Here is a 20,004-nt window from a genome sequence, read left to right on the forward strand (position 1 = left end):
GAACGGCGATGAGCGATCCGTTGCGCCTTGGCGTGGTCGGTCTCGGCCGCGCTTTCATGCTGATGCTGCCCACCTTCGCCCAGCATCCGCTGGTGCGCCTGACCGCGGCGAGCGATCCGCGCGAGGAAGCGAGGCGGCAGTTCGAAGCCGATTTTTCAACGCCCGCCTCGGCCGCGCGCTCCTACGAGACGCCCGAAGCGCTGTGCGCCGATCCCGGCGTGGAAGTGGTCTATATCGCCTCGCCCCACCAGTTCCATGTCGAGCATGTGCGGCTGGCCGCGCGCGCCGGGAAGCATATTCTCGTCGAGAAGCCGATGGCCCTTGCCCTGGCCGATTGCCGGGCCATGATCCTGGCCGCCCGCGAAAACGGCGTCCATCTCCTGGTGGGTCACAGCCACTCCTTCGACGCTCCCTATCTTCGCGCCGCCGAGCTGATCCGCTCCGGTGAATACGGCCGGCCGCGCATGATCCTGGCCGCGAATTTCACGGATTTCCTCTACAGGCCCCGAAGGCCGGAGGAGCTCGACACCAGCCAGGGCGGCGGCGTGGTGTTCAGCCAGGCCGCGCACCAGGTGGACGTCGTCAGGCTGCTGGCGGGAAGCAGGATCAGCACCGTCCGCGCCGTGACGGCACGGCTCGATCCGGCGCGCCCGACCGAGGGCGCCTACCAGGCGTTCCTGACTTTCTCCGATGGCGCGAGCGCCATGCTGACCTACAGCGGCTACGGCCGCTACGACACCGACGAGCAGCTGGGCTGGCTCGGCGAGATCGGCCAGAAGAGGGACCCGTCGCAATATGGCTCGGCGCGCCGAGCGCTCGCCAAGATCGCGACGCCGGAGGAAGAAGCCGCGCTCAAGAACAAGCGCGCCTACGGCATCTCGACAGGCGAAGCCGGTCCCTTTCCCGTCCCGGCAGGTCACAACCATTTCGGACACGTCGTGGTCTCGTGCGACAAGGCCGATCTGCGGCCGACGGCCGAAGGGGTCCACATCTACGCCGACGAACGCAACTGGCTCGACCGGTTGCCGGTCCCGGTGGTGCCGCGATCGGAGGTCGTGGACGAGCTCTACGCGGCCGTGCGCAATGGGGTGCCGCCGCTCCACTCCGGCGAGTGGGGCATGGCGACGCTGGAAGCCTGCCTCGCCATCCTCGATTCGGCGGCCTCCGGCCGGGAGATCGACCTCGGCGGCTCACCTGCGGGCGTCTGAGCCGTTCTCCCGACGGCGCAGACGCCGGCTCAGGCGCAGGCGGGCCGCTCCGGCGCGAAGCCCATGATGGCGGTGAAGCGCCGGCTGAAATCCGGCCAGGCTGCCGGATTGACGATGCGCGGCGGCGCCCGGCCGTTCAACAGTTCGATCCACTGCTGTGCCGCCGAAACCGCCATCTGGCGCAGTGCCTCCTCGGTGATGCCGGCCGTATGCGGCGTCGCGAGGACATTGTCGAAAGCCAGCAGCGGGTGGTCCAGCGGCGGCGGCTCCTTCTGGAACACGTCGATGCCGGCTCCCGCGATGCGCCGCTCGCGCAAGGCCGCGGCGAGCGCCTCTTCGTCATGGATTCCGCCGCGAGCGGTGTTGATGAAATAGGCGGTCTGCTTCATGAGCGCGAACTCCGACGCGCCCAGCATGTTGAGCGTTTGCTTCGAGCGCGGGCAGTGAACGGAGACGTAGTCGCTGCTGCGCAGGAGCTCGCCGAGATCGACCTTGCGTCCATGGCGGCGCGCGATCTCATCGGCATCGAGATGGGGATCGCAGGCCAGCACCGTCATGCCGAACAGCCCGTGGCAGAGTTCGGCGAAGCGGCGGCCGATCGTGCCGATGCCGATGATGCCGACCGTCTTGCCGTGGATGTCGTTGCCTTGCAGGGCATAGCGGTCGATTGCAGCGCCCGGCCGGCGCAGCAGCTTGTCGGCGAGCCCGATGCGCTTGGACAGGGCGAGCATCAGCCCCAGCGCGTGCTCGGCCACCGCCTCGGTATTGGTTCCGCCCTGGTTGCAGACCAGAACGCCGGCCGCCGTGCAGGCATCGACGTCGATATAGTCGTAGCCCGCGCCGGTCGAGCTCATCGCCAGCAGATTCGGACAGCGCGCGATCAGCGCCGCATCGCCGAACCAGGGTTCGCGCAGCTCGGTGCGTGCCTGGACCTGATAGCCATGGGCGCCGGCCATGATCTGCCAGTTGCGGGCTTCCGGCGTGGCGTAGTCGAGCTTGACCAGCTCGAGGTCGTCGCGGTCGCGCAGCATGGTCTCGGCTATGGAGTCGACCCAGCTGTCGAAGAAGACGAGCCGCGGCCTGTTGGTCGAAATGCCTGTCATGATCCGTCCGTCCGGGAGCTAGGCCGCATCTGCGGCGGTTCCAGTGAAGAATACGCCGCTCGATCCGCAGGAAGCCGGGATTGAGCGCGAAGCCGCAGCATGGGCGCCCGCCTGCCCGTCCGTGCTGAGGGGCACCGACGCTTCGACCGGGAGCTTGGCCGCGAGGCGATTGCCATTCTCCGGAATGTCGCTTAGTTTTCTAACTAATAAAAGATGGAAACGGCGCTGGCGAGCAGGAGGAGAGCATTGAGAATCTTGCTGAGCCTACTCGTCGGGCTGGGAATCGTCGCGGCGACATCGGTGGCCGCCGAAGGAACCAAACAGCTTCATGTCGCGATCGTCTCGCGAACGATATTTTATCTCCCTGTCTGGCTGGCAGTGGAGAAAGGCTACTTCAAGGACGAGGGGCTCGACGTTCGCATCGACGTCTTCGACAATGCCGAGAAAATCAACGGCGCCCTGCGTGAGAACGCCGTCCAAATCGCCGTCTCGACGCCCGAGAGCATCATCGTCGACGCGCTCAAGGGCGGCAGTTTGCGAATGGTCGCCGGGAACGCCGGTCGGCTGCCGCACTATGTGATCGCGCGCCCGGAGATCCGTTCCATCGCGGATCTGCGCGGCAAGACGATCGGCGTGCTGTCGAACGAGGAAGGCACCACGCATCTCGTGCCTGAAGTGACACGCAGCGCGGGCCTCCGGTCCTCCGACTACACGGTGAAGGCTGTGGGCGGCGCGCCGACGCGCTGGCGGCTATTGCGTTCGGGCGAGATCGACGCCGGCCTTCAGCCGTTCCCGCTGAGCTACGAGGCTGAGGCTGCCGGCTTCAGCAATCTCGGCCCCTTGGCGAATTTCGTGCCCGACTGGCAGTTCACGAGCGTCAATGTCGACCTGCGCTGGGCGGAGCGGCATCGGGCGGAACTCGTCGGCGCCCTGCGCGCCCTGCAGCGAGGGCTCGATGCGATCGCCGGGGATCCCGCGGCCGCGGTCAAGGTCGCGGCGCGCGAGCTCCAAACCGACGAGAAGCTCGCCGAGCGCGCCATCCGGGATACTGCCAAGCTGGGGATATTGACGCCGAAGATGGAGATCTCCGCCGCAGGCACGAGGCGGGTCCATCAGGCATTGATCGCGGCCGGGCTCGTCCGGGACGAGCCGTTCGGCCTCGAACGCGTTTCCGATGCGCGGTTTCTGCAGGAAAGCCGCCGATGAACGAGCCGGCGCGATCCCGGAGTTCCTCCGGCAGGGAGATGGTTGCCCACGCACCGGTTCGCGGGCTGTCGCGCACAGCCCTGGCCAGATGACGGATCGCAACCGTGAAGCCGTTCTGCCGCCGCCTTGAGAGAGACTGCGCCGATCCCCGCCGGCCGGTGCCGGCGGCTCTGCGCAACTTCAGGTGGGAGGACTCGTTTGGCCAATGATCTCGAGATACGCGGCGTTTCGAAGCGCTATGGCGATCCGCCCGGCGGGTTGCTGGCGGTCAGCGACATCAGCCTGAATGTGCGGACGGGCGAATTCGTCTCGATCATCGGGCCGAGCGGCTGCGGCAAGTCGACCCTGTTCGGCATCATCGGTGGGCTCCTTCCCGACTACGAAGGCGAGGTGCGCGTCGGAGGGCGGCGTCATGTCGGGACGCACAAGGACATCGGCATCGTCTTTCAGGAAGAATCCACCCTGCCTTGGCGGACCGTGCTGGCCAATGTCGCGCTGCCCTTGGAGATCCAGGGGGTCCCGCGAGCGGAGCGCGAGGAGCGCGCGCGCCATTATATCGAGCTCGTCGGCCTGACCGGCTTCGAGAACAGCCGCCCTGTCGAACTGTCCGGCGGCATGCGGCAGCGGACGGCGATCGCGCGCACCCTGGCCTTCCAGCCAAAGGTGCTGCTGATGGACGAGCCCTTCGGCGCGCTTGACGAGCAGACGCGGCTGCTGCTCGGCGACCGGGTGCTCGCCATCCACAAGGAGCTGAAACAGACGACCTTGCTGATCACCCACAACATCACCGAGGCGGTCCAGCTCAGCGATCGGGTGGTGGTGATGTCCTATCGGCCGGGGCGTGTGCTGCGGATCGTCGACATCGACCTGCCGCGGCCGCGCAGCTCCGACAGCGTCACCGACGAGCGTTTCGGGCGCTACGTCGCCGAGATCTGGGGCGACCTCCGCGCGGAGGCGAGCCGCGGCATGAAGGAAGCCGAGGCGTTACGGGGAAGCGGCCGAAGAGCCGGCTGAATCGAGAGGAGAGAAACGTATGTCAGGACTGCCGATACGATCGTTCACGCCGTCGCGTCGCAGCGTGCTCCAGGGGGCGGGCGCCGCGCTCATCGCGTCGCGGCCGGCCAGGGCAGCCGACAGGATGCGCATCGTCAGCAGCCAAAAGGGCTTCTGGGATACGACGCTCATCCTGTTCGGCCAGCAGAAGGGCATCTTCGCCGATAACGGGCTCGAATTCGACATCATCTGGACGGATGGCGGCGCCGACATCCAGCAATCCATCATCGCCGGGTCCACCGATTTCGGTGTGGCGCCCGGCATCCTGGGGGCGCTCAGCGCCTTCGTCAAAGGCGCCCCTGTCGCCGTCACCAACGCCGCGATGACGGGCTCGAGCGACCTGTTCTGGTATGTGCGCGCGGACAGCCCGATCCGCAGCCTCGCCGACTGCGCCGGCAAGACAGTGGCATTCTCGCGCCCGGGCGCCTCGAGCGAGCTCATTGCCGCCACCCTACTCGACCATGCCGGCGTCAAGGCCAAGCTGGTCGGCGCCGGCGGACCCGGCGCCACCCTCACCCAGGTCATGTCGGGCCAGCTCGATGTCGGCTGGTCGGCACCCACGGTCGGCCTGGCCGAAGAACGTGCCGGGCAACTGCGTGTCATCGCCCGCGGCAACGATGCCCCCGGCCTCGCCACGCAGACGGTCCGCGTCGGCATGACCAACACCCGGTTCCTGACCGAGCGGGCGGATTCGCTCCGGCGCCTTCTCAAGGGAATCCAGCAGACGATCGAATGGGCCTATTCCGGAGACGAAGCGGTGCAGATGTATGCCGATCTCAACCGCATCGATCTCGCCACCGGCCGGCAGGCGCGGGACGTCAATTATCCGAAGGCGGCGCTGGCGCTGGCCCCGATCGGCAATCTCGATCTCAGCATCGCGCAAGCCGTCAAGGACAAGCGGCTGTCCGCTCCGCTGACGCCCGAGCAGACCAGGGCCTTCACAGCCAATGTCGGCCGGTTCCTGGCATGAGGCGCGGCGGCAGCCTCGGCAGCGTCGGATTGCTCGTCGCGGTCGCCGCCGGGCTGGAGGCCCTGTCGCGCAGCGGCCGGGTCTCGGCGTTCGTGATGCCGCCGCCATCGGACATCCTCGCCGCGATCCCCGTCCTCGTGCTGCACGAGGGCCTCGGCTACGCGACCTGGCTGACCTTTCAGACCACCTTCGCGGCCACGGCGGCGGCGCTGCTGGTCGGGGTTCCCGCCGGCGCCGTGCTGGCGCGCCGGCGGCTGCTGGGGCAGGCCTATGAGCCGTGGCTCGAGGCGGCTTTCGCCGCCCCGATCATCCTGCTCTATCCGCTCTTCCTGATCTTCTTCGGGCGAAGCCTGGTGACCGTGGCGGTGATGGGGTTCGTCGTGGCGGTGATCCCGGTCATCATCAAGACGCGGGAAGGAATCACCGCGGTGAGGCCGGTTCTTCACAATCTCGCGCTGTCGCTCCACATGACGCCGCTGCAAAGCCTCGCCAAGATCGTGCTGCCGGCGGCGCTTCCGACGATCTTCGTCGGTTTGCGGCTGGGATTGATCTACGCGATGATCAACATCGTCGCGGTCGAGTTCCTCGTCGGCATCGGCGGTCTCGGCTTTGTCGTCGCCGACATGTACGACCGCTACGATATTCCCTCGATGTATTCGGCCGTCGTCTTCGTCATTGTGCTGAGCAGCCTGTTTTTCTTGCTGATCGAGCGGGGGGAGCGATGGCTACGGCCGGTCTGACTGCGTTCGCCCCGTCCCGATCCGGCGGCGTGACGGTGACCATGATCCGGATGCTGACGCTCGCCGGCCTGCTGGCCGCATATCAGGCGATCTCGTCATCGGGGCTCGTTTTCACCGGCGCCATGCCGAGCCTTTGGGCCATCGGCTCGGCGCTGCTGCGGCAGCTCGCGGATGCCGGCTTCTACGCGCATCTCGGCGTCACCGCCTATGAAGCAGGCACGGGCATCCTGATAGGCGGGAGCGTCGGCCTGCTCTGCGGGATCGCCCTGGGCGTCTCGCGACTGCTGGCCGCGGTGCTCGATCCGTGGGTGCGTGCGCTCGCCCCCGCACCCAAGATCGTTTTCCTGCCCATCCTAATGGTGCTCTTCGGAATCGATACCGGCCCGAAGATCGCGATGGCGGCGATCTCGGCTTTCTTCCCGGTGGTCGTGGCGACCTTCGGCGGCATGCGCAGCGTCAGTCCGATCTTGATCCGGGTCGTGCGCAGCTTCGACGCCTCTCTGCCGCAGCTTGTCCGGCTGGTCTATCTGCCCTCGATCGTGGTGCCCGTGCTCGGCAGCTTGCGGCTCGCCACCGGCGTGGCTCTGATCGGGGCGCTGCTGGCCGAGGTGAAGATGTCCAATCGCGGCCTGGGGTATCTGATCATCCAGGACTACAATGCTTTCCGGACGGCGGAGATGTACGCCCTGCTCATCTCCGTGTTTACCCTCGCACTGGTCGTCAATGCAGCGCTGCGGACGTTCGGGCGCCGCTACGGTGCGGTGTGAACGATCGTTTTTCATGACGGCCCGCCTTGCGCAGACTTCCGCCTTATCCGATTGGAAGGGACCATGCCTCTCGACAACGCGATCAATATCGCGGACCTTGCTGCCCGCGCGCGACGGCGCCTGCCGCGTGTGGTCTGGGACTATCTCGACGGCGGAGCGGAGGACGAAGCGACGCTGCGCGACAATCGTGCCGCCTTCGAACGGTGGCGGCTGACGCCAAGCGTGCTGACCGGCAACAAGCAGCGCGATCAGTCGGTCGAGCTGTTCGGCAGCCGGTTCCTCGGGCCGTTCATGATCGGGCCGACCGGGCTCAACGGCCTGTTCTGGCCGGATGCGGACCTCGAACTCGCCCGAGCCGCGGCCGATGCGGGCGTGGGTTTCGCATTGTCGACGGCATCGAACAACGCGCTCGAACAGGTGGCCGCGATCGGCGCAGGCACGCGCTGGTTCCAGCTCTACCCCTGGGGCGACGTCAGCTTCGCAAGCCGGCTGCTCGAACGCGCGCGCAACGCCGGGTATCAGGCCGTGATCGTCACCGTCGATACGCTGACGGCCGGCAAGCGCGAGCGCGACCTGCGCAACAATTTCTCGCATGAGTTGCGCCTGACGCCCCGGGTCGTGCTCGACGGTCTCCTTCACCCCGGCTGGCTGGCCAATGTCTGGCTGAACAAAGGGATGCCGCGCTTCGAGAACCTCGCCGAGTTCCTGACGCCCGGCGCCACGGCTGCCGAGCTTGCCGACTTCACGCGCTCGAAGCGCAATCCCGCGTTCTGCTGGGACGATATCGCACGGCTGAAGGAGCGCTGGAACGGGCCGCTGCTCGTCAAGGGAATCCTCTCCGGCGCCGATGCCCTGCGCGCCCGCGAGCACGGCGCCGACGGCGTCATCGTCTCCAACCACGGCGGTCGCCAGCTCGACGGCGCACCGGCCTCCATCGACGCCCTGCCCGAGGTGGTGCAAGCGACGGATGGTCGGATGGTCGTGCTCATGGACGGGGGCATCCGGCGCGGCTCCGACATCGTCAAGGCTGTGGCGCTCGGCGCCGATGCCGTCCTGCTTGGGCGCGCGACTCTGTACGGCGTTGCGGCAGCGGGGCGGGCCGGGGTCGAGCGTGCGCTGGCGATACTGCGAGACGAAGTCGATCGGACCATGGCGTTGACAGGCGTGCGCACCCTCGCGGAGCTTCGCGCGAGGGACATCCTCTTCCCGCATCCGGCGTCCAGGAAGATATCCGCCCGGTCCGAACTCGCGGCGTGCTGAGCGCCACGATCGATGCCTCTTCCCCTCTTTGCCACGCCCGCCCGTTTCCCTCCTCATCCCGCTCGCCTGATGGCGAACCGCGTGGAAAGGTCGCCTCTCCCATGACATTGCTGGCGGCGCGGCTCGGCGAGCTGTTTTCGATTCTGTCCGTCCTGGCCTTCGCCTTCGGCGGGGTCGCGATCGCCAAGGCACGCAAAAGCGGGCCGGGCGACGGAGGGGCCACTCTCTCGGTGGGTTTCACCGCGCTGCTTTCTGCAGTCCTCTGGCTGAGCATGGCGCGGGGTTCTGAGAACCTGGTCGGAAGACCTGGCGCGCTCGCAGGTCTCGCATGGTTCGCGCTTTCGGGACTTCTCGCGACGGCCCTTGCCCGCAGCCTCTATTTCCTGTCGGTACGGGATCTCGGCGCGATCCGCGGTGCCGCGGTCAAGCGTGCCATTCCCTTTTTCTCCGTGCTGTTCGGCGTCGTCTTTCTCGGCGAGATCCTGACCTCGGCCAAGCTAGGCGGCCTCCTGCTGATCGCGATCAGCGTCGCCGCCCTGGTGGCGGTCGATCTCGCGGGCAGCGGAAAGTTTGCGGCGCCGGCCACGGACAAGATCGAACCGCTGGGCTATGTCTGGGGAACGGCTTCGGGTCTCTGTTACGCCTCGGCCTACGTCGCGCGTAAATTCGGCCTCAACCTCATTCCGGACGGAGCGTTGGGTACCTTCGTCGGAGCCATGGCAGCCATGAGTTACTATATGCTGGCGGCGCTCGTCAGCCGACATAGTCGCAGGACGATCGTCACGGCGCTGATCGCGCGCAATGTCTGGGGCTTAGTCGCGGCGGTATGCTTCGCAGCGGGACAGATCGCCAACTTTTATGCGATACAGTACACCGCGATCTCGACCGTCGGTGCGATCCAGTCGCTCGAAGTTTTCGTTTCGATGCTGATAGCCGCGTTCCTCCTACGAACCGAACGCGCTCCGAATCTTATCACCATCGCCGCAGCATTGGTCGCAACTGCAGGGGTGCTGCTGGTCGTCGCCTGACGCCAGCTGCACGATTAACCGCATATCCAATCGATGCTTACCGCCTGTTAGGCGGTTCTTCCGGCGGGGGATTGTTCGCGGCGGCCGACAGGATCGCAATGGTATCCTGCTCGGCGGCCGCGGCGCTCTTGTAGCGCGGTGCCGTGGTCACCAGCGGCTTTTCGGCGTCGGCCGGCAGGTAGATCTCGATGGCGAAGCGGCCGGAGGCACGATCCTCGACTGGTTCAATACGGATCGTCGGCATGTCAAATCCTCCCTATTCTCATGAGCGCGAAAGTCTCCTCTGGTATTTTAGGATATTCGCAGGCCGGTGGTCCAAGACAAAAGCGCTTTGTCAGCCAAGCTTCATGCTCATGGTCGCTTTCGGCCGTCGCGGCCATCAGGCTTTCGATCGTAGCGGAGCAAACCGGTGTCGAACCCGCTCGCAGATGCTCCAGGCCTTTGATTTTGCACCGGCTCTCCCGAAAACCGCGTTACGCTTCTCGGGCCATGCTCTAGCTGGCCGACACCAACCGCAATGGCGCGCGCGAGGCCTCGTTGTTGGATTCGACGAGCCTGGCCAATATGCTCAGGAAGGCCTGCCGGTCATCGGGCGGCAGCGGGGCCAGGATTCGCATCTGGGCTCGCTCGACCAAGGGCTCGGCCTGCACGAGAACCGCCTCACCCTCGGGCGTGAGCCGCAGAACCTTGACGCGCCTGTCGTTGTGATTGCCCGAACGCAGGATGAGCCGTTTCGTCTCGAGACGCTCCAGCACGTTGGCGAGCGTGGAGCGATCGAAAGCGACCAGCGCGGACAACCGCGTCGCGTCGATCCCCGGATTGTCGCGGATGGTGACGAGCGCGGCATATTGCACCGGCGTCATGTCCAGGGACGCGCATTCGTCGAGGAAGATCGAGACTGCGATCTGCTGGGCGCGCCTGATCAGATGACCGGGCATCGAATAGAGATTCTGGCTCGCCATTCTATGATCTTCGCCTCGCCTTCATCCCGCAACGGCGGCAACCCATGCCAGGAGCGACATCCCGCGGCAAACAGAGCCGGTCTTCCTCTTTCACCTCGCCGGTCCGATCTCCTCCGGGACCAGCATGAAGGACGCGAAGAAGGCCGAGAGCGCTGCCCCGTCTGCGAGCGGCAGGATCTCCGCGACATACTGGTCTGGCCTGACGACGACGACGCAGCCGGCCTCGCGGCGGACGCCGCGCAGATCGAAGATGTCCTGCCCCGAGCGCGTATCGGCGCAGAACAGCTTTTCATAGTCCCATAGACCGTAGCGTCCCTTCGTCGGCCGCAGAAGGGCCGGGACGCGGGCCATATCGACCTCGCGATGGTTCTGCTGCAGCACCGCCAGCACGTCGATCACGGCGTCGACATCCTGTCCCGGCGGCGTATGGCGCCGGACGGGCGACGATCCGTCGGCATCGAGGAAACGGCAGAGCTTCATCAGCTCCGATCCGGCCTCGAAAGGGTCGCCCGCATCGGCGAAGGCGACCAGGCGCCAGCGTCCGTCCGCCTTCGCACAATGGCCCAGTTCCACCGGCTTTGCGTCCGCCAGCCGTACGACCGGGGCCGAATGCAGCCGCATGCCGAGCGGAAAGCCGCTTGCCAGACCCTGGTGCCGGCCATCGCCGCAGATCAGCGAGGGCTTGTAGCGGACGGCCGTGCCGGCTGTGAACCGCCCCTGCTTGACGAAATAGCGCTGGAACTCGGCAGGATCGACGGCATCATCCTGGTTGCCGGCCCCCGTTTTGGGACGGGCGCTGAACATCCGGGCGAACTCGCGGTCGAAATCGATCAGCTCCTTTGCGACGGCATGGCGCTCGATCGAATATGTGTCGAGCAGCCGCGGCGAGGCCTGTCCCCGGATGACGGCCGCCAGCTTCCAGCCGAGATTGAAGGCATCGCCCATCGAGACGTTCATGCCCTGCCCCGCCTTGGGGCTGTGGGTGTGACAGGCATCCCCGGCGATAAAGACGCGCGGCCGGCGATCCTCCCCGGCCGGGACGTCGTCGAACTTGTCGCATAACCGCTGGCCGATCTCGTAGACCGACCACCAGGCGATCTCCTTCACATCGAGGGAATAAGGACGGATGATGCGCCGGGCTGCCGCAACGAGCCGGTCCGCGGTGATCGCGCGGGCCGAGACCCGCTCGTTTTCGGCGAGCTTGTCGAGCTCGATATAGAAGCGCACGAGATAGCCGCCCTCGCGCGGGATGATCAGCATGCTGCCTTCCTCGGCGGAGTGGATGGCGCTCTTCAGGCGGATATCCGGAAAATCGGTGACCGCGAGGACATCCATCACGCCCCAGGCCTGATTGGCCGAGTCGCCGGTCAGGCTGCGGGCGAGCGCCTTTCGCACGGCGCTGCGCGCACCGTCGCAACCGACCACGTAGCGGGCCTTGACGACCTCCACCGTTCCCCGGCCTTCGGAGCCCACCCGCTCCAGCCTCACCGCGACCGGATGGGACCGGCGGCCGTCGCCATCCCCGCCCGCGATCTCGAGATCGACAAAGCGCAACCCATAATGCGGCTCGAGGCCGAGCGGCGCATGGCGCATGGTCTCGAGGAGAAAATCATGCACGCGCGCCTGATTGAGGATGACATGCGGAAACTCGGACAGGCCGTCCTCGGTATCCTGGATGCGGCCGTGACGCATGATCTTGCCGGCATCCGCCTCATCGGGCTTCCAGAAGGTCGTTTCGTTAACCCAGTAGGCCTCCTTCACGACACGTTCGGCAAAGCCGAAGGCCTCGAACATCTCCATCGTGCGGCAGGCGATGCCGTCCGCCTGCCCGATCTGGAGCGGTCCGGACTTCTGCTCGACGATGCAGACGCTGAGATCGGGAAAGGCGGCGAGCTGGGCCGCCAGGACCAGCCCCGCCGGGCCGCAGCCGACGATCAGGACATCGACCTCCCGCGGCAGGCTCCGGTCGCCTCCGGACGCCGGGATCGTCCGCACCGCCGGATCCCCCGGCCTGAAACCATCGAGATGAAATTGCACGGGCGCTTCCAGAATCTCGGAACAGTTTGCGGTTCAGCCGGGCACGGCCTCGCAGCGAATGCGCGCTCTCTCGAGCCAGAGATCCCAGGGCCGCTGCATCTGACCCTCGACCTTGTCGACGCAGGCGCGGCACTCGCCCTCGGTCAGGAAGGTGACCTCGCCGAGCTGCATCGCCTGCAACTGGTAGCGTGCGTTCAGCTCCGCATAGACCGCGCGATAGACGGCACGCTTGATCGAATCGCCGACGACGGTCGAACCGTGCCCCCGCATCAGCACGATATCGCTTGAAGAGAAATGCTGGGCCAGCGCCGCGCCGATGTCGCCATTGCTGATCAGCAGATCCGTCGCCTCGCCGGCCACCTCCCGGATCTCGAAGACCGGTGCGCCGGGCCCGATGAAGCCCGCCATATGGAACAGCGGACGCAGATGCGCGCCCTTGACGACGCTGAGCGGCACGATCGAATGCGAGTGGCTATGGACCACCGCCTGGACGTCCGGCCGTGCCTTGAAGATCTCGGAATGGATGAAGCGTTCGAGATAGACCTTGCGCCCCTTCGCGTTCACCGCCTCGCCATCGAGCGTGAACTCCACCAGATCGTCGCGAGTGACCCTTCCCGGCGCCATGTTGCGGGCGAGGAAGAAACGGTCCGGCCGCTTGTCGTGCCGGACGCTGACATGGCCGAAGGCATCGACGACACCCTGGTCGAACAGGATGTGATTGGCGGCCACCAGCTCGTCGAGCAAGGCAGGCGAAACGTCGCTCGACGCATCACCGACGTCAGGAACCGCAACCGCGGCCTGGCTTTCAGACTCGTTGCGACACATGGCCCGTCCTCCCTTGGAAGCTGTTCCGCCTTGTCTCTCCGTAACGGCCTCAGCGGAGGCTGAAGAATATGAGAGCACTGAATATCAGCATACAGATCAATTACAAACCTTATCGGCGCATTTTCGAGCAGAGCGGAACGCCTCCGCGTAAAAACGACGAATAAGATGCTTGGGGCGCTTTGACGGAGGTACGGAACGCAATGGCCGGCCACGGCTTCACGCTGCTTCCGCTTGGCGCGATGCTCAACCAGGTCGGCGATACCCGGACCTTCCTTGCCCCGCTTGTCGATCCGGAAATGACCGCGGTGCTGAGCATGGTATTTGCCTACAACAAGCCGACCTCGTTCCTGACGCGGGAATTTGTGGGCGAGCTGCGCGCCCGCATCAAATCGTTTTCGGAAGAGCAGGCCCGCGTGATCGCGTCGTTCGAGCGGCGATACTGACCCGGGCGGACTCCGGGTCAGGCGACGCGCCGCAGATGCGCCTCCTCCGCCGCGGCCGTCCGGAATTGCGCGACCAATCCGTGAAGCCGGTCGATCTGGACGGCGAGAGCCACTGCCGATGCCGAGCTCTGCTCGGCGAGCGCGGCGTTCTGCTGGGTCATCTCATCCATATGCGCCACGACCTGGCTCACCTCGTCGATTCCGCTCGCCTGCTCGTCGCAGGCGACCGAGATCTGGGACACGTTTCCGACGACCCGATCGGACGCCTCGACGATCCGCGCGAGCGTGTCGCCGGCCTGACGCACGAGCGCCACGCCCTGCTCGACCTCGCGCGTCGACGAGGAAATCAGCGTGCCGATGTCCTTGGCGGCGTCCGCAGCGCGCTGCGCCAGCGTCCGCACTTCGGTTGCAACCACCGCGAAACCGCGGCCGGCATCGCCGGCGCGGGCGGCCTCGACCGCAGCGTTGAGGGCAAGCAGGTTCGTCTGGAACGCGATTTCCTCGATGACATTGGTGATTGCCGCCACGCGGCCAGCGGTCGTTTCGATCTGTGACATGGCGGTGACGGCCTGGCCGATGATCGTGCCTCCCTCCGCCGCGACCGAGCGCGCCGCTTCTGCATCGGCGACCACGAGTTTGGAGGAGCGGGCCGTCGATTTCACGGAAGCGGCCAGCTGCTCCGTCGTTGCTGCTGTCTCCTCCAGGGAAGCGGCCTGCTGCTCCGTGCGCTGCGCCAGATCATCGGCGCCAGTCTTGATCTCGGTCGAGGAGACCTGCACCTCCTGCGCCGTCCTCTGAATCGTCGCCACCGCGGTGCTCAGCCTGTTCGCGGTGCGGTTGATGGCCGTCTTCAACTGATCGAGCCGCCCGCGGTAATCACGGTTCACATCCTGGACGAGATCACCTTCCGCGATGGCTTTCAGCACCCGCTCGAAATCGCCGGTGGCTTCGTCGACGACGGCATTGATCCGGTTGATGCCATCGGCGAGAGCGCGCAGCGAAGGATCATCCGCGACGACCTGGACGCGCCCGGTGAAATCCCCCTCCGCAGCGCGATGGACGACCTCGCCGACCGACGCGACGACCTCGGACATCGCCTGAGCGCGCTCCGCGCGTGCATTCAGCGCCTTTCGCTCCTCCGTCTCCAGATCGCGGACCTTCGACGCATTGGCCCGGAAGACGTCGAGCGCGGCCGCCATGCGGCCGATCTCGTCGGAACGGTCGGCAAACGGGACGGCTGTGTCGAGGGAGCCGTCCGCAATCTCCGTCATCGAAGCCGCAAGGCGGCCGAACAGCGAGCGGATCACGCGGCTCACCCGCAAAGCCAGCCCCACCGCAAGCAGGATGACGACGACCGATGCCGCCCCGTAAAGCAGGAAGCTGCGATAGCTCGAGTCGAGCAGTTCCGCGGTCTGCACCGATAAGCTGTTGCGCATCTCCTCGATCTGTTTCAGCCAGAAGGCCCGGCGCGCCTGGTCGGCCTTCGTCCAGCCGGGTGCATCCTTGGGATCGAGCTTGTCGTAGCCGGCATCGAGCAGCAGCGGCCGCACGCGGTTGATCAGCTGATAGTCGGCGGATCCGAGGAAATCCTTGTATTGGGCGATGTGCTCCGGCCGCGCGAACGCCTCGAACTGCCGCCCGAAGATCTGCTGGAGCTCCACGCCCCGGTGCATGACGCGAAACAGCGACTGGCTCAGCTTGCCCGTCTGGAATGCGATCTCGCCGCGGCCGCCTTCGTTAAGACTGCCGGTGCTGATCTCGAGGGCCGCATGCAGGGCCAGGATCGGCCGGGCGATCTCGCTGTTGTCGACGGCGCCGGCGATACGTCCCACGAGCTCATTGGCGAGATTGCTGCTGTTCTGCAGGAATGCGCCCATCTGCGAGCGATCCGTCTCGCGGCGCATGGCCTTCTGCCGGATCTCGCCGAGGAGCTGGCGCTGCTCGAGTATCGTCCGCAACAACCCGGCCGTTTCGGGATTGGGGATCTGCGCGGCCCCGGCAGCGAGCTCGATGCGCTGGAAGGCCTCGTCCGTCAGGGGCCATTGCGTTTCCATCTTGGCGCGCGCCTCGGCCGTACCCTGAGCGAGATAGGGATAGGCGGCCCTGCCTTCGTTCGGGATCGCGGTCGCCGAGAAGATCGTGGTCGCGTCCACGAGCGCCTGCAGATGCGAGGCTCTCCGGACCTCCTGATAGGTGCGGAAACTCTGGTAGGCGAGGATCGCGCCAAAGCACACCAGTGCCAGGAGAGGCACGAGCGTCAGGCAATGAAGCAGATTGCCAAGTCGGATTTTGTGCATTTTGTCCGCCCCGTTCAGAGGCGAGGATCGTTGCTTAGAAACCTAAATTTTCTCTGTGCCGCCGATGGGCGCCTTCCCACAAGCGACCTCCTCCACAGCCGCGCCCAAAGGCTCAGAACGCCGAACGCAGCCGGCTGCCAGGATGCCGGCGGCGCGACGGCGAACCTGCTTACGCCGTTGAGCTCATTACTTTTTCTGTCGCGCAACATCGCGATTGGTAGGACGATCGAGCGGCCGGGACAGGGACGAGCCACCCAATCGAGACAAACGACATCTTTCAGACCAAACAATTCAGTTTGACAGATATTTTCTCGCCCGGAGTCACCGCTTCTGCACGGAAGTGAAGCGTCATCGCCGCGCTCGCTTCCGGTCATTTTTCCAGTTCGATCTCGCAAGCGTCCCAACCGGCGCACGATCGCCGACTCTTGAGAAAAACCCCTTCTTTCGGAGCGGATGGCGGGGAAACGCGCCTGAAATCACGGATCACGGCAACGGGAAGCGCGAGGTGGCTGGGAGGCGATAACGCCCGCACCTCACGACGAGACCGCTCGGGTTCTCGTCCCGCTTGCTGGATCTGAAGCGCAGTTTCAGGAAGGCCCGAAAGCTTCGATAGCTAAGGAAATGACCTTGACAAGCCGGCCGAGGGGCGAATGGTATTCGTTATGACGGTATACCATTTGGCCGCAATGAACGGTCGGGATGATAACGAGGGGAATACGCAAGAAATGGTCCAACCCTGCGACCTCACGGCTTCCGAAGCCCGCTTCCTGATCGGCGCCAAACAGCTCTCCCCGGTCGAACTGCTCACGTCTTGCCTCGCCCGGATCGAGGACGCCAACGAAGCCGTGAACGGTGTCGTCGCCATCGACGAGGAAGGGGCGCGGGCCGCCGCCGAAAGGGCTGAAAAGGCAGTCCTGGCCGGCGAGGAGTTGGGCCCGCTGCATGGCCTGCCGATCGGCATCAAAGATCTCAACGATACGGCCGGCTTGCGCACGACCTACGGCTCGCGGCTCTATGAGCAGCATATGCCCGCCGAGGACGAGCATCTGGTCGCCAATCTGCGCCGCAAGGGCGCCATCGTCTTTGCGAAGACCAACACTCCCGAATGGGGCGCCGGCGGCAACACCTTCAATCCCGTCTATGGCGTCAGCGGCAACCCGTTCGATGTGAGCCTGACCTGCGGCGGCTCCTCCGGCGGCTCCGCGATCGCGCTGTCGCTCGGCATGATGCCGCTCGCCCAGGGCTCCGACAATGCCGGGAGCCTGCGCATCCCCGCCGCCTATTGCGGCGTGGTGGGCTTTCGCCCGACGGCGGGCATCGTCGCGTCCGAGAAGCGGCTGATCGGCCTGTCGCACCTGCCGGTGCAAGGGCCGATGGCCCGCACGAGCGAGGATGTGCGCCTGCTGCTGCGTGCGATGGCGACGTCGGCGAGCATCGACGCGCTGGCCACGCCGCTCGACGAGAAGGACGACGCGCCCGTCGACGTCTCGAGGTTGAAAGTGGCCTTCTCGCAGGATCTGGGTTTCGCCCCCTGCGAGGAAGGGCTGCGCCGCACCTTCGACGAACGGACGGCCGCCTTCGCATCCATCTTCCGCGAGACGGCGGTCGCGCATCCCGATTTCGGCGAGGTCCGGCGCGTCTACGAGATCCTGCGCGCCGTGAACTATATCGGCATGTTCGCAGACCGCCAGAAGGACAAGCCCAGGCAATGGGGACCGCTCGTTCAGCAGAACCTGGACCATGCCGCGCGCTTCTCCCTGGAGGACGCTTCGCTGGCCTTCATCGAGCAGAACCGCATCTACCAGCGCGTGCAGGCTTTCTTCCGCGAGTTCGACCTGCTGATCACGCCGACCGTCGGAGCCTATCCCTGGCCCAAGCACGACATGTATCCCGCCGAGATCGGGGGCGAGCCGATTGCCAACTATTTCGACTGGGTCGGGCTGACCTACGCGATCACGCTGATCAATCACCCCTGCATCTCGATTCCGTGCGGGCGCGATGATCGGGGCCTGCCCTTCGGCCTCCAGATCATCGGTCGCAGGAACGCGGACCTGCATCTGGTGCGTGTCGCCGAGGCGATCGAGAAGGTTCTCGCGCCGTCGCCCGCGCTGGCGAGGCCGCTGCCCGACCTGAGCTATGTGCGGACGGTACAGGTGAACGACCGCATGCAGCCCGTCGTCGCGGCCGGCTGATGTGAGCGGCACTGACGACCGGCAGCGGAGCCGGTCCCGTGCCGAGCGGGGGGAGCCAGGATGCTTCGACATATCGCAGGACGAGTTCTGGGAGCCGTTCCGGTCGTCCTCCTCGTCGCATTGGGGATCTTCGCCCTCGTCAGGCTCGCTCCCGGCGACGCGGCGAGCACGCTGGCGGCCGAGGATGCGACCGAGGCCGATCTCGCCCGCATGCGGGCGCAATGGGGGCTGGACCAACCCCTGCTGGTCCAGTTCTTCTATTTCCTGTCGAATCTGGCGCGACTCGATTTCGGCACCTCCTATCGCTACCACGCGCCCGTGACCGAACTCATCGGTCAGCGCTTGCCTGCCACCATCGAACTCGCGGTGATCGCGCTGCTCATCGCCGCCGCGATCGCCGTCCCGCTCGGCGTCGCCACGGCGCTGCGCAAGGGCAGCTGGCTCGACGGTCTCGGTTCGCTCGTCGCGGTGCTCGGCGTGAGCGCGCCGTCCTTCTGGGTCGGCATTCTGCTGGTCCTGTTCGTCTCGGGCTACCTGAACCTGCTGCCTTCGAGCGGACGCATTCCACTGGACGTCCCGCTGCGCGAGGTGACGGGCTTCGTGCTGATCGACAGCCTTCTGCAGGGCCAGGTCGGCCTCTTCCGCCAAGGGCTCCAATACATCCTGCTGCCGGCCACGACGCTAGCCTTCGGCATGATCGGCATCATCGCGCGCATCTCGCGCTCGGCGGTGATCGACGTCGGACAGGAAGAATTCGTCGTCACCGCCGTCGCCAAGGGGCTGAAGCGGCGGGAGGTCGTCCGCAGCCATCTGCTGCCGAATGCCACGGTGCCGATCATCACCATCATCGGCCTCGAGCTCGGGACCCTTATCAGCGGCAGCATCGTGGTCGAGGTCGTCTTCTCCTGGCCCGGACTCGGCTCGCTGCTCTACTCGGCCGTCACCTCGCGCGACATCCCGCTGACCACCGGGATCGTCGTCTCCTACACGTTCATCTTCATCTTCCTGAACGTTCTCGTCGATCTGGTCTATGTCCTGATCGACCCCCGCCTCAGGGTCGGGAGGACCTGACCATGCAGGCCTGGCGCTTCCTCGAACTCAAATTCATCGTCGGCGTGGTCTGTCTCGGCAGCATCGTCGTGCTGGCGCTTTTCGGCGGCCTCATTGCCGGGCACGACCCCAATGAGCAGAACCTGCTGTTTGCGCTCGAACCGCCTTTTGGCACGGAAGGCGGTTACCTTCTCGGCACGGACCATCTCGGGCGCGACCTCTTATCGCGCATGACGTCGGGAGCGCGGGTATCGCTGGCCATCGCCGGTTCGGTCGTCGTGCTCTCCGGCGTGGTGGGCGTGCTGGTCGGAGCTCTTTCGGGCTACCTCTCGGGAACACGCGACATCCTCATCCAGAAAGTCGTCGAGACGTTCTGGGCGTTTCCTCCGATCCTGCTCGCGATCGCGATCCTCGCCTTCTTTGGACCCAGCTTGACCAATGTCATCATTGCGCTGACGATCCAGCGCTGGATCCCTTACTGCCGGATCGCGCGGGCCCAGGCGCTGATGCTGCGCTCGCGGGAATACATCTCCGCCGCCAAGATCATGGGAGGCGGCACGATCTGGGTGCTGCGTCATCATGTCCTGCCGAACCTGCTCGCCTCGGCCATCATCATCGGCACCTTCACGATGGCGACCGCGATCCTGGCGGAATCGAGCCTGAGCTTTCTGGGGCTGGGCGTTCCGCCCAGCGTCCCGACCTGGGGCGGCATGCTGGCGGAGGGACGCTCCTACATCACGCGCGCCTGGTGGCTCGCGGTCCTGCCGGGGCTGGGCATCTTCCTGACCGTGCTCGGCCTCAACCTGCTCGGCGACTGGCTGCGCGACCAGCTCGACCCCAAGGCGGCGCTGAATCTGTCCTGA

At 65.9% G+C, this 20,004-nt stretch carries 18 protein-coding genes; 12 read left to right on the top strand and 6 right to left on the bottom strand.

The window, feature by feature from the left end; all coding sequences use genetic code 11:
• Positions 1-8 precede the first annotated feature (8 nt).
• Positions 9-1,208 (top strand): Gfo/Idh/MocA family oxidoreductase, encoded by a 1,200-nt coding sequence (locus Q0Q36_RS17135; protein ID WP_293799613.1) that lies wholly within the window; start codon positions 9-11, stop codon positions 1,206-1,208.
• Positions 1,209-1,237: 29 nt separating this feature from the next.
• Here the strand turns inward: Q0Q36_RS17135 and Q0Q36_RS17140 are convergent, their stop codons facing one another.
• Complete coding sequence (locus tag Q0Q36_RS17140) at positions 1,238-2,311, bottom strand: hydroxyacid dehydrogenase (RefSeq protein ID WP_293799616.1); 1,074 nt, start codon at positions 2,309-2,311, stop codon at positions 1,238-1,240.
• 255 nt (positions 2,312-2,566) lie between these two features.
• On the opposite strand from Q0Q36_RS17140, the gene Q0Q36_RS17145 reads away from it, so the two are divergent.
• From Q0Q36_RS17145 to Q0Q36_RS17175, 7 genes are all read left to right on the top strand, one after another.
• A complete protein-coding gene (locus Q0Q36_RS17145; RefSeq protein WP_293799619.1) occupies positions 2,567-3,517 on the top strand; it encodes an ABC transporter substrate-binding protein in 951 nt (316 codons plus the stop codon).
• 198 nt (positions 3,518-3,715) lie between these two features.
• Positions 3,716-4,531 carry an ABC transporter ATP-binding protein gene (locus Q0Q36_RS17150; RefSeq protein WP_293799620.1) on the top strand — a complete coding sequence of 272 codons (816 nt, stop codon included), beginning with the start codon at positions 3,716-3,718 and terminating at the stop codon, positions 4,529-4,531.
• 19 nt (positions 4,532-4,550) lie between these two features.
• Positions 4,551-5,540 carry an ABC transporter substrate-binding protein gene (locus Q0Q36_RS17155; protein ID WP_293799623.1) on the top strand — a complete coding sequence of 330 codons (990 nt, stop codon included), beginning with the start codon at positions 4,551-4,553 and terminating at the stop codon, positions 5,538-5,540.
• Complete coding sequence (locus tag Q0Q36_RS17160) at positions 5,537-6,280, top strand: ABC transporter permease (RefSeq protein ID WP_293799626.1); 744 nt, start codon at positions 5,537-5,539, stop codon at positions 6,278-6,280. The genes Q0Q36_RS17155 and Q0Q36_RS17160 overlap by 4 nt, the downstream gene beginning before the upstream one ends.
• A complete protein-coding gene (locus tag Q0Q36_RS17165) occupies positions 6,262-7,047 on the top strand; it encodes an ABC transporter permease (RefSeq protein ID WP_293799629.1) in 786 nt (261 codons plus the stop codon). Before Q0Q36_RS17160 ends, Q0Q36_RS17165 begins: the two co-directional genes overlap by 19 nt.
• 63 nt (positions 7,048-7,110) lie before the next feature.
• Complete coding sequence (locus Q0Q36_RS17170; RefSeq protein WP_260348635.1) at positions 7,111-8,307, top strand: alpha-hydroxy acid oxidase; 1,197 nt, start codon at positions 7,111-7,113, stop codon at positions 8,305-8,307.
• Positions 8,308-8,408: 101 nt separating this feature from the next.
• The gene (locus Q0Q36_RS17175; protein ID WP_293799634.1) at positions 8,409-9,335 is read left to right on the top strand and encodes a DMT family transporter; all 927 of its coding nucleotides are present in this window, start codon (positions 8,409-8,411) and stop codon (positions 9,333-9,335) included.
• A 37-nt stretch (positions 9,336-9,372) separates the two neighbouring features.
• On the opposite strand, the gene Q0Q36_RS17180 is transcribed toward Q0Q36_RS17175, so the two are convergent.
• From Q0Q36_RS17180 to Q0Q36_RS17195, 4 genes are all read right to left on the bottom strand, one after another.
• A complete protein-coding gene (locus Q0Q36_RS17180) occupies positions 9,373-9,579 on the bottom strand; it encodes a hypothetical protein (protein ID WP_066734985.1) in 207 nt (68 codons plus the stop codon).
• Positions 9,580-9,829: 250 nt separating this feature from the next.
• Positions 9,830-10,297 carry a MarR family transcriptional regulator gene (locus Q0Q36_RS17185; RefSeq protein WP_293799642.1) on the bottom strand — a complete coding sequence of 156 codons (468 nt, stop codon included), beginning with the start codon at positions 10,295-10,297 and terminating at the stop codon, positions 9,830-9,832.
• Between the two features lie 90 nt (positions 10,298-10,387).
• Positions 10,388-12,334 (bottom strand): FAD-binding monooxygenase, encoded by a 1,947-nt coding sequence (locus Q0Q36_RS17190; protein ID WP_293799645.1) that lies wholly within the window; start codon positions 12,332-12,334, stop codon positions 10,388-10,390.
• A 33-nt stretch (positions 12,335-12,367) separates the two neighbouring features.
• Positions 12,368-13,159, bottom strand: coding sequence for a class II aldolase/adducin family protein (locus Q0Q36_RS17195; RefSeq protein ID WP_293799648.1), 792 nt, complete (start codon positions 13,157-13,159; stop codon positions 12,368-12,370).
• A gap of 200 nt (positions 13,160-13,359) precedes the next feature.
• Here Q0Q36_RS17195 and Q0Q36_RS17200 point away from each other — a divergent pair, with 200 nt between their 5' ends.
• Positions 13,360-13,602: a hypothetical protein gene (locus tag Q0Q36_RS17200; RefSeq protein ID WP_293799651.1), complete on the top strand. Its 243-nt coding sequence runs from the start codon at positions 13,360-13,362 to the stop codon at positions 13,600-13,602.
• A gap of 17 nt (positions 13,603-13,619) precedes the next feature.
• Here Q0Q36_RS17200 and Q0Q36_RS17205 read toward each other — a convergent pair whose 3' ends face one another.
• Positions 13,620-15,899 carry a methyl-accepting chemotaxis protein gene (locus tag Q0Q36_RS17205; protein WP_293799654.1) on the bottom strand — a complete coding sequence of 760 codons (2,280 nt, stop codon included), beginning with the start codon at positions 15,897-15,899 and terminating at the stop codon, positions 13,620-13,622.
• 725 nt (positions 15,900-16,624) lie between these two features.
• Between Q0Q36_RS17205 and Q0Q36_RS17210 the strand changes: the two genes are divergently transcribed.
• Genes Q0Q36_RS17210 through Q0Q36_RS17220 form a run of 3 tightly spaced genes read left to right on the top strand, consistent with a single transcriptional unit; the run spans position 16,625 to position 20,004 of the window.
• The gene (locus Q0Q36_RS17210) at positions 16,625-18,091 is read left to right on the top strand and encodes an amidase (RefSeq protein ID WP_293799657.1); all 1,467 of its coding nucleotides are present in this window, start codon (positions 16,625-16,627) and stop codon (positions 18,089-18,091) included.
• Between the two features lie 60 nt (positions 18,092-18,151).
• Complete coding sequence (locus Q0Q36_RS17215; protein WP_293799660.1) at positions 18,152-19,162, top strand: ABC transporter permease; 1,011 nt, start codon at positions 18,152-18,154, stop codon at positions 19,160-19,162.
• 2 nt (positions 19,163-19,164) lie between these two features.
• The gene (locus Q0Q36_RS17220; RefSeq protein WP_293799663.1) at positions 19,165-20,004 is read left to right on the top strand and encodes an ABC transporter permease; all 840 of its coding nucleotides are present in this window, start codon (positions 19,165-19,167) and stop codon (positions 20,002-20,004) included.

This window comes from uncultured Allobosea sp., from assembly GCF_945957345.1.
Taxonomy (GTDB): domain Bacteria; phylum Pseudomonadota; class Alphaproteobacteria; order Rhizobiales; family Beijerinckiaceae; genus Allobosea.

Bases quoted from the DNA above. Each gene is read 5' to 3' on its own strand.
- Q0Q36_RS17135 (WP_293799613.1), top strand. From the start codon at position 9: ATGAGCGATCCGTTGCGCCTTGGCGTGGTCGGTCTCGGCCGCGCTTTC.
- Q0Q36_RS17140 (WP_293799616.1), bottom strand. From the start codon at position 2,311: ATGACAGGCATTTCGACCAACAGGCCGCGGCTCGTCTTCTTCGACAGC.
- Q0Q36_RS17155 (WP_293799623.1), top strand. From the start codon at position 4,551: ATGTCAGGACTGCCGATACGATCGTTCACGCCGTCGCGTCGCAGCGTG.
- Q0Q36_RS17160 (WP_293799626.1), top strand. From the start codon at position 5,537: ATGAGGCGCGGCGGCAGCCTCGGCAGCGTCGGATTGCTCGTCGCGGTC.
- Q0Q36_RS17165 (WP_293799629.1), top strand. From the start codon at position 6,262: ATGGCTACGGCCGGTCTGACTGCGTTCGCCCCGTCCCGATCCGGCGGC.
- Q0Q36_RS17170 (WP_260348635.1), top strand. From the start codon at position 7,111: ATGCCTCTCGACAACGCGATCAATATCGCGGACCTTGCTGCCCGCGCG.
- Q0Q36_RS17175 (WP_293799634.1), top strand. From the start codon at position 8,409: ATGACATTGCTGGCGGCGCGGCTCGGCGAGCTGTTTTCGATTCTGTCC.
- Q0Q36_RS17180 (WP_066734985.1), bottom strand. From the start codon at position 9,579: ATGCCGACGATCCGTATTGAACCAGTCGAGGATCGTGCCTCCGGCCGC.
- Q0Q36_RS17185 (WP_293799642.1), bottom strand. From the start codon at position 10,297: ATGGCGAGCCAGAATCTCTATTCGATGCCCGGTCATCTGATCAGGCGC.
- Q0Q36_RS17195 (WP_293799648.1), bottom strand. From the start codon at position 13,159: ATGTGTCGCAACGAGTCTGAAAGCCAGGCCGCGGTTGCGGTTCCTGAC.
- Q0Q36_RS17200 (WP_293799651.1), top strand. From the start codon at position 13,360: ATGGCCGGCCACGGCTTCACGCTGCTTCCGCTTGGCGCGATGCTCAAC.
- Q0Q36_RS17205 (WP_293799654.1), bottom strand. From the start codon at position 15,899: ATGCACAAAATCCGACTTGGCAATCTGCTTCATTGCCTGACGCTCGTG.
- Q0Q36_RS17210 (WP_293799657.1), top strand. From the start codon at position 16,625: ATGGTCCAACCCTGCGACCTCACGGCTTCCGAAGCCCGCTTCCTGATC.
- Q0Q36_RS17215 (WP_293799660.1), top strand. From the start codon at position 18,152: ATGCTTCGACATATCGCAGGACGAGTTCTGGGAGCCGTTCCGGTCGTC.
- Q0Q36_RS17220 (WP_293799663.1), top strand. From the start codon at position 19,165: ATGCAGGCCTGGCGCTTCCTCGAACTCAAATTCATCGTCGGCGTGGTC.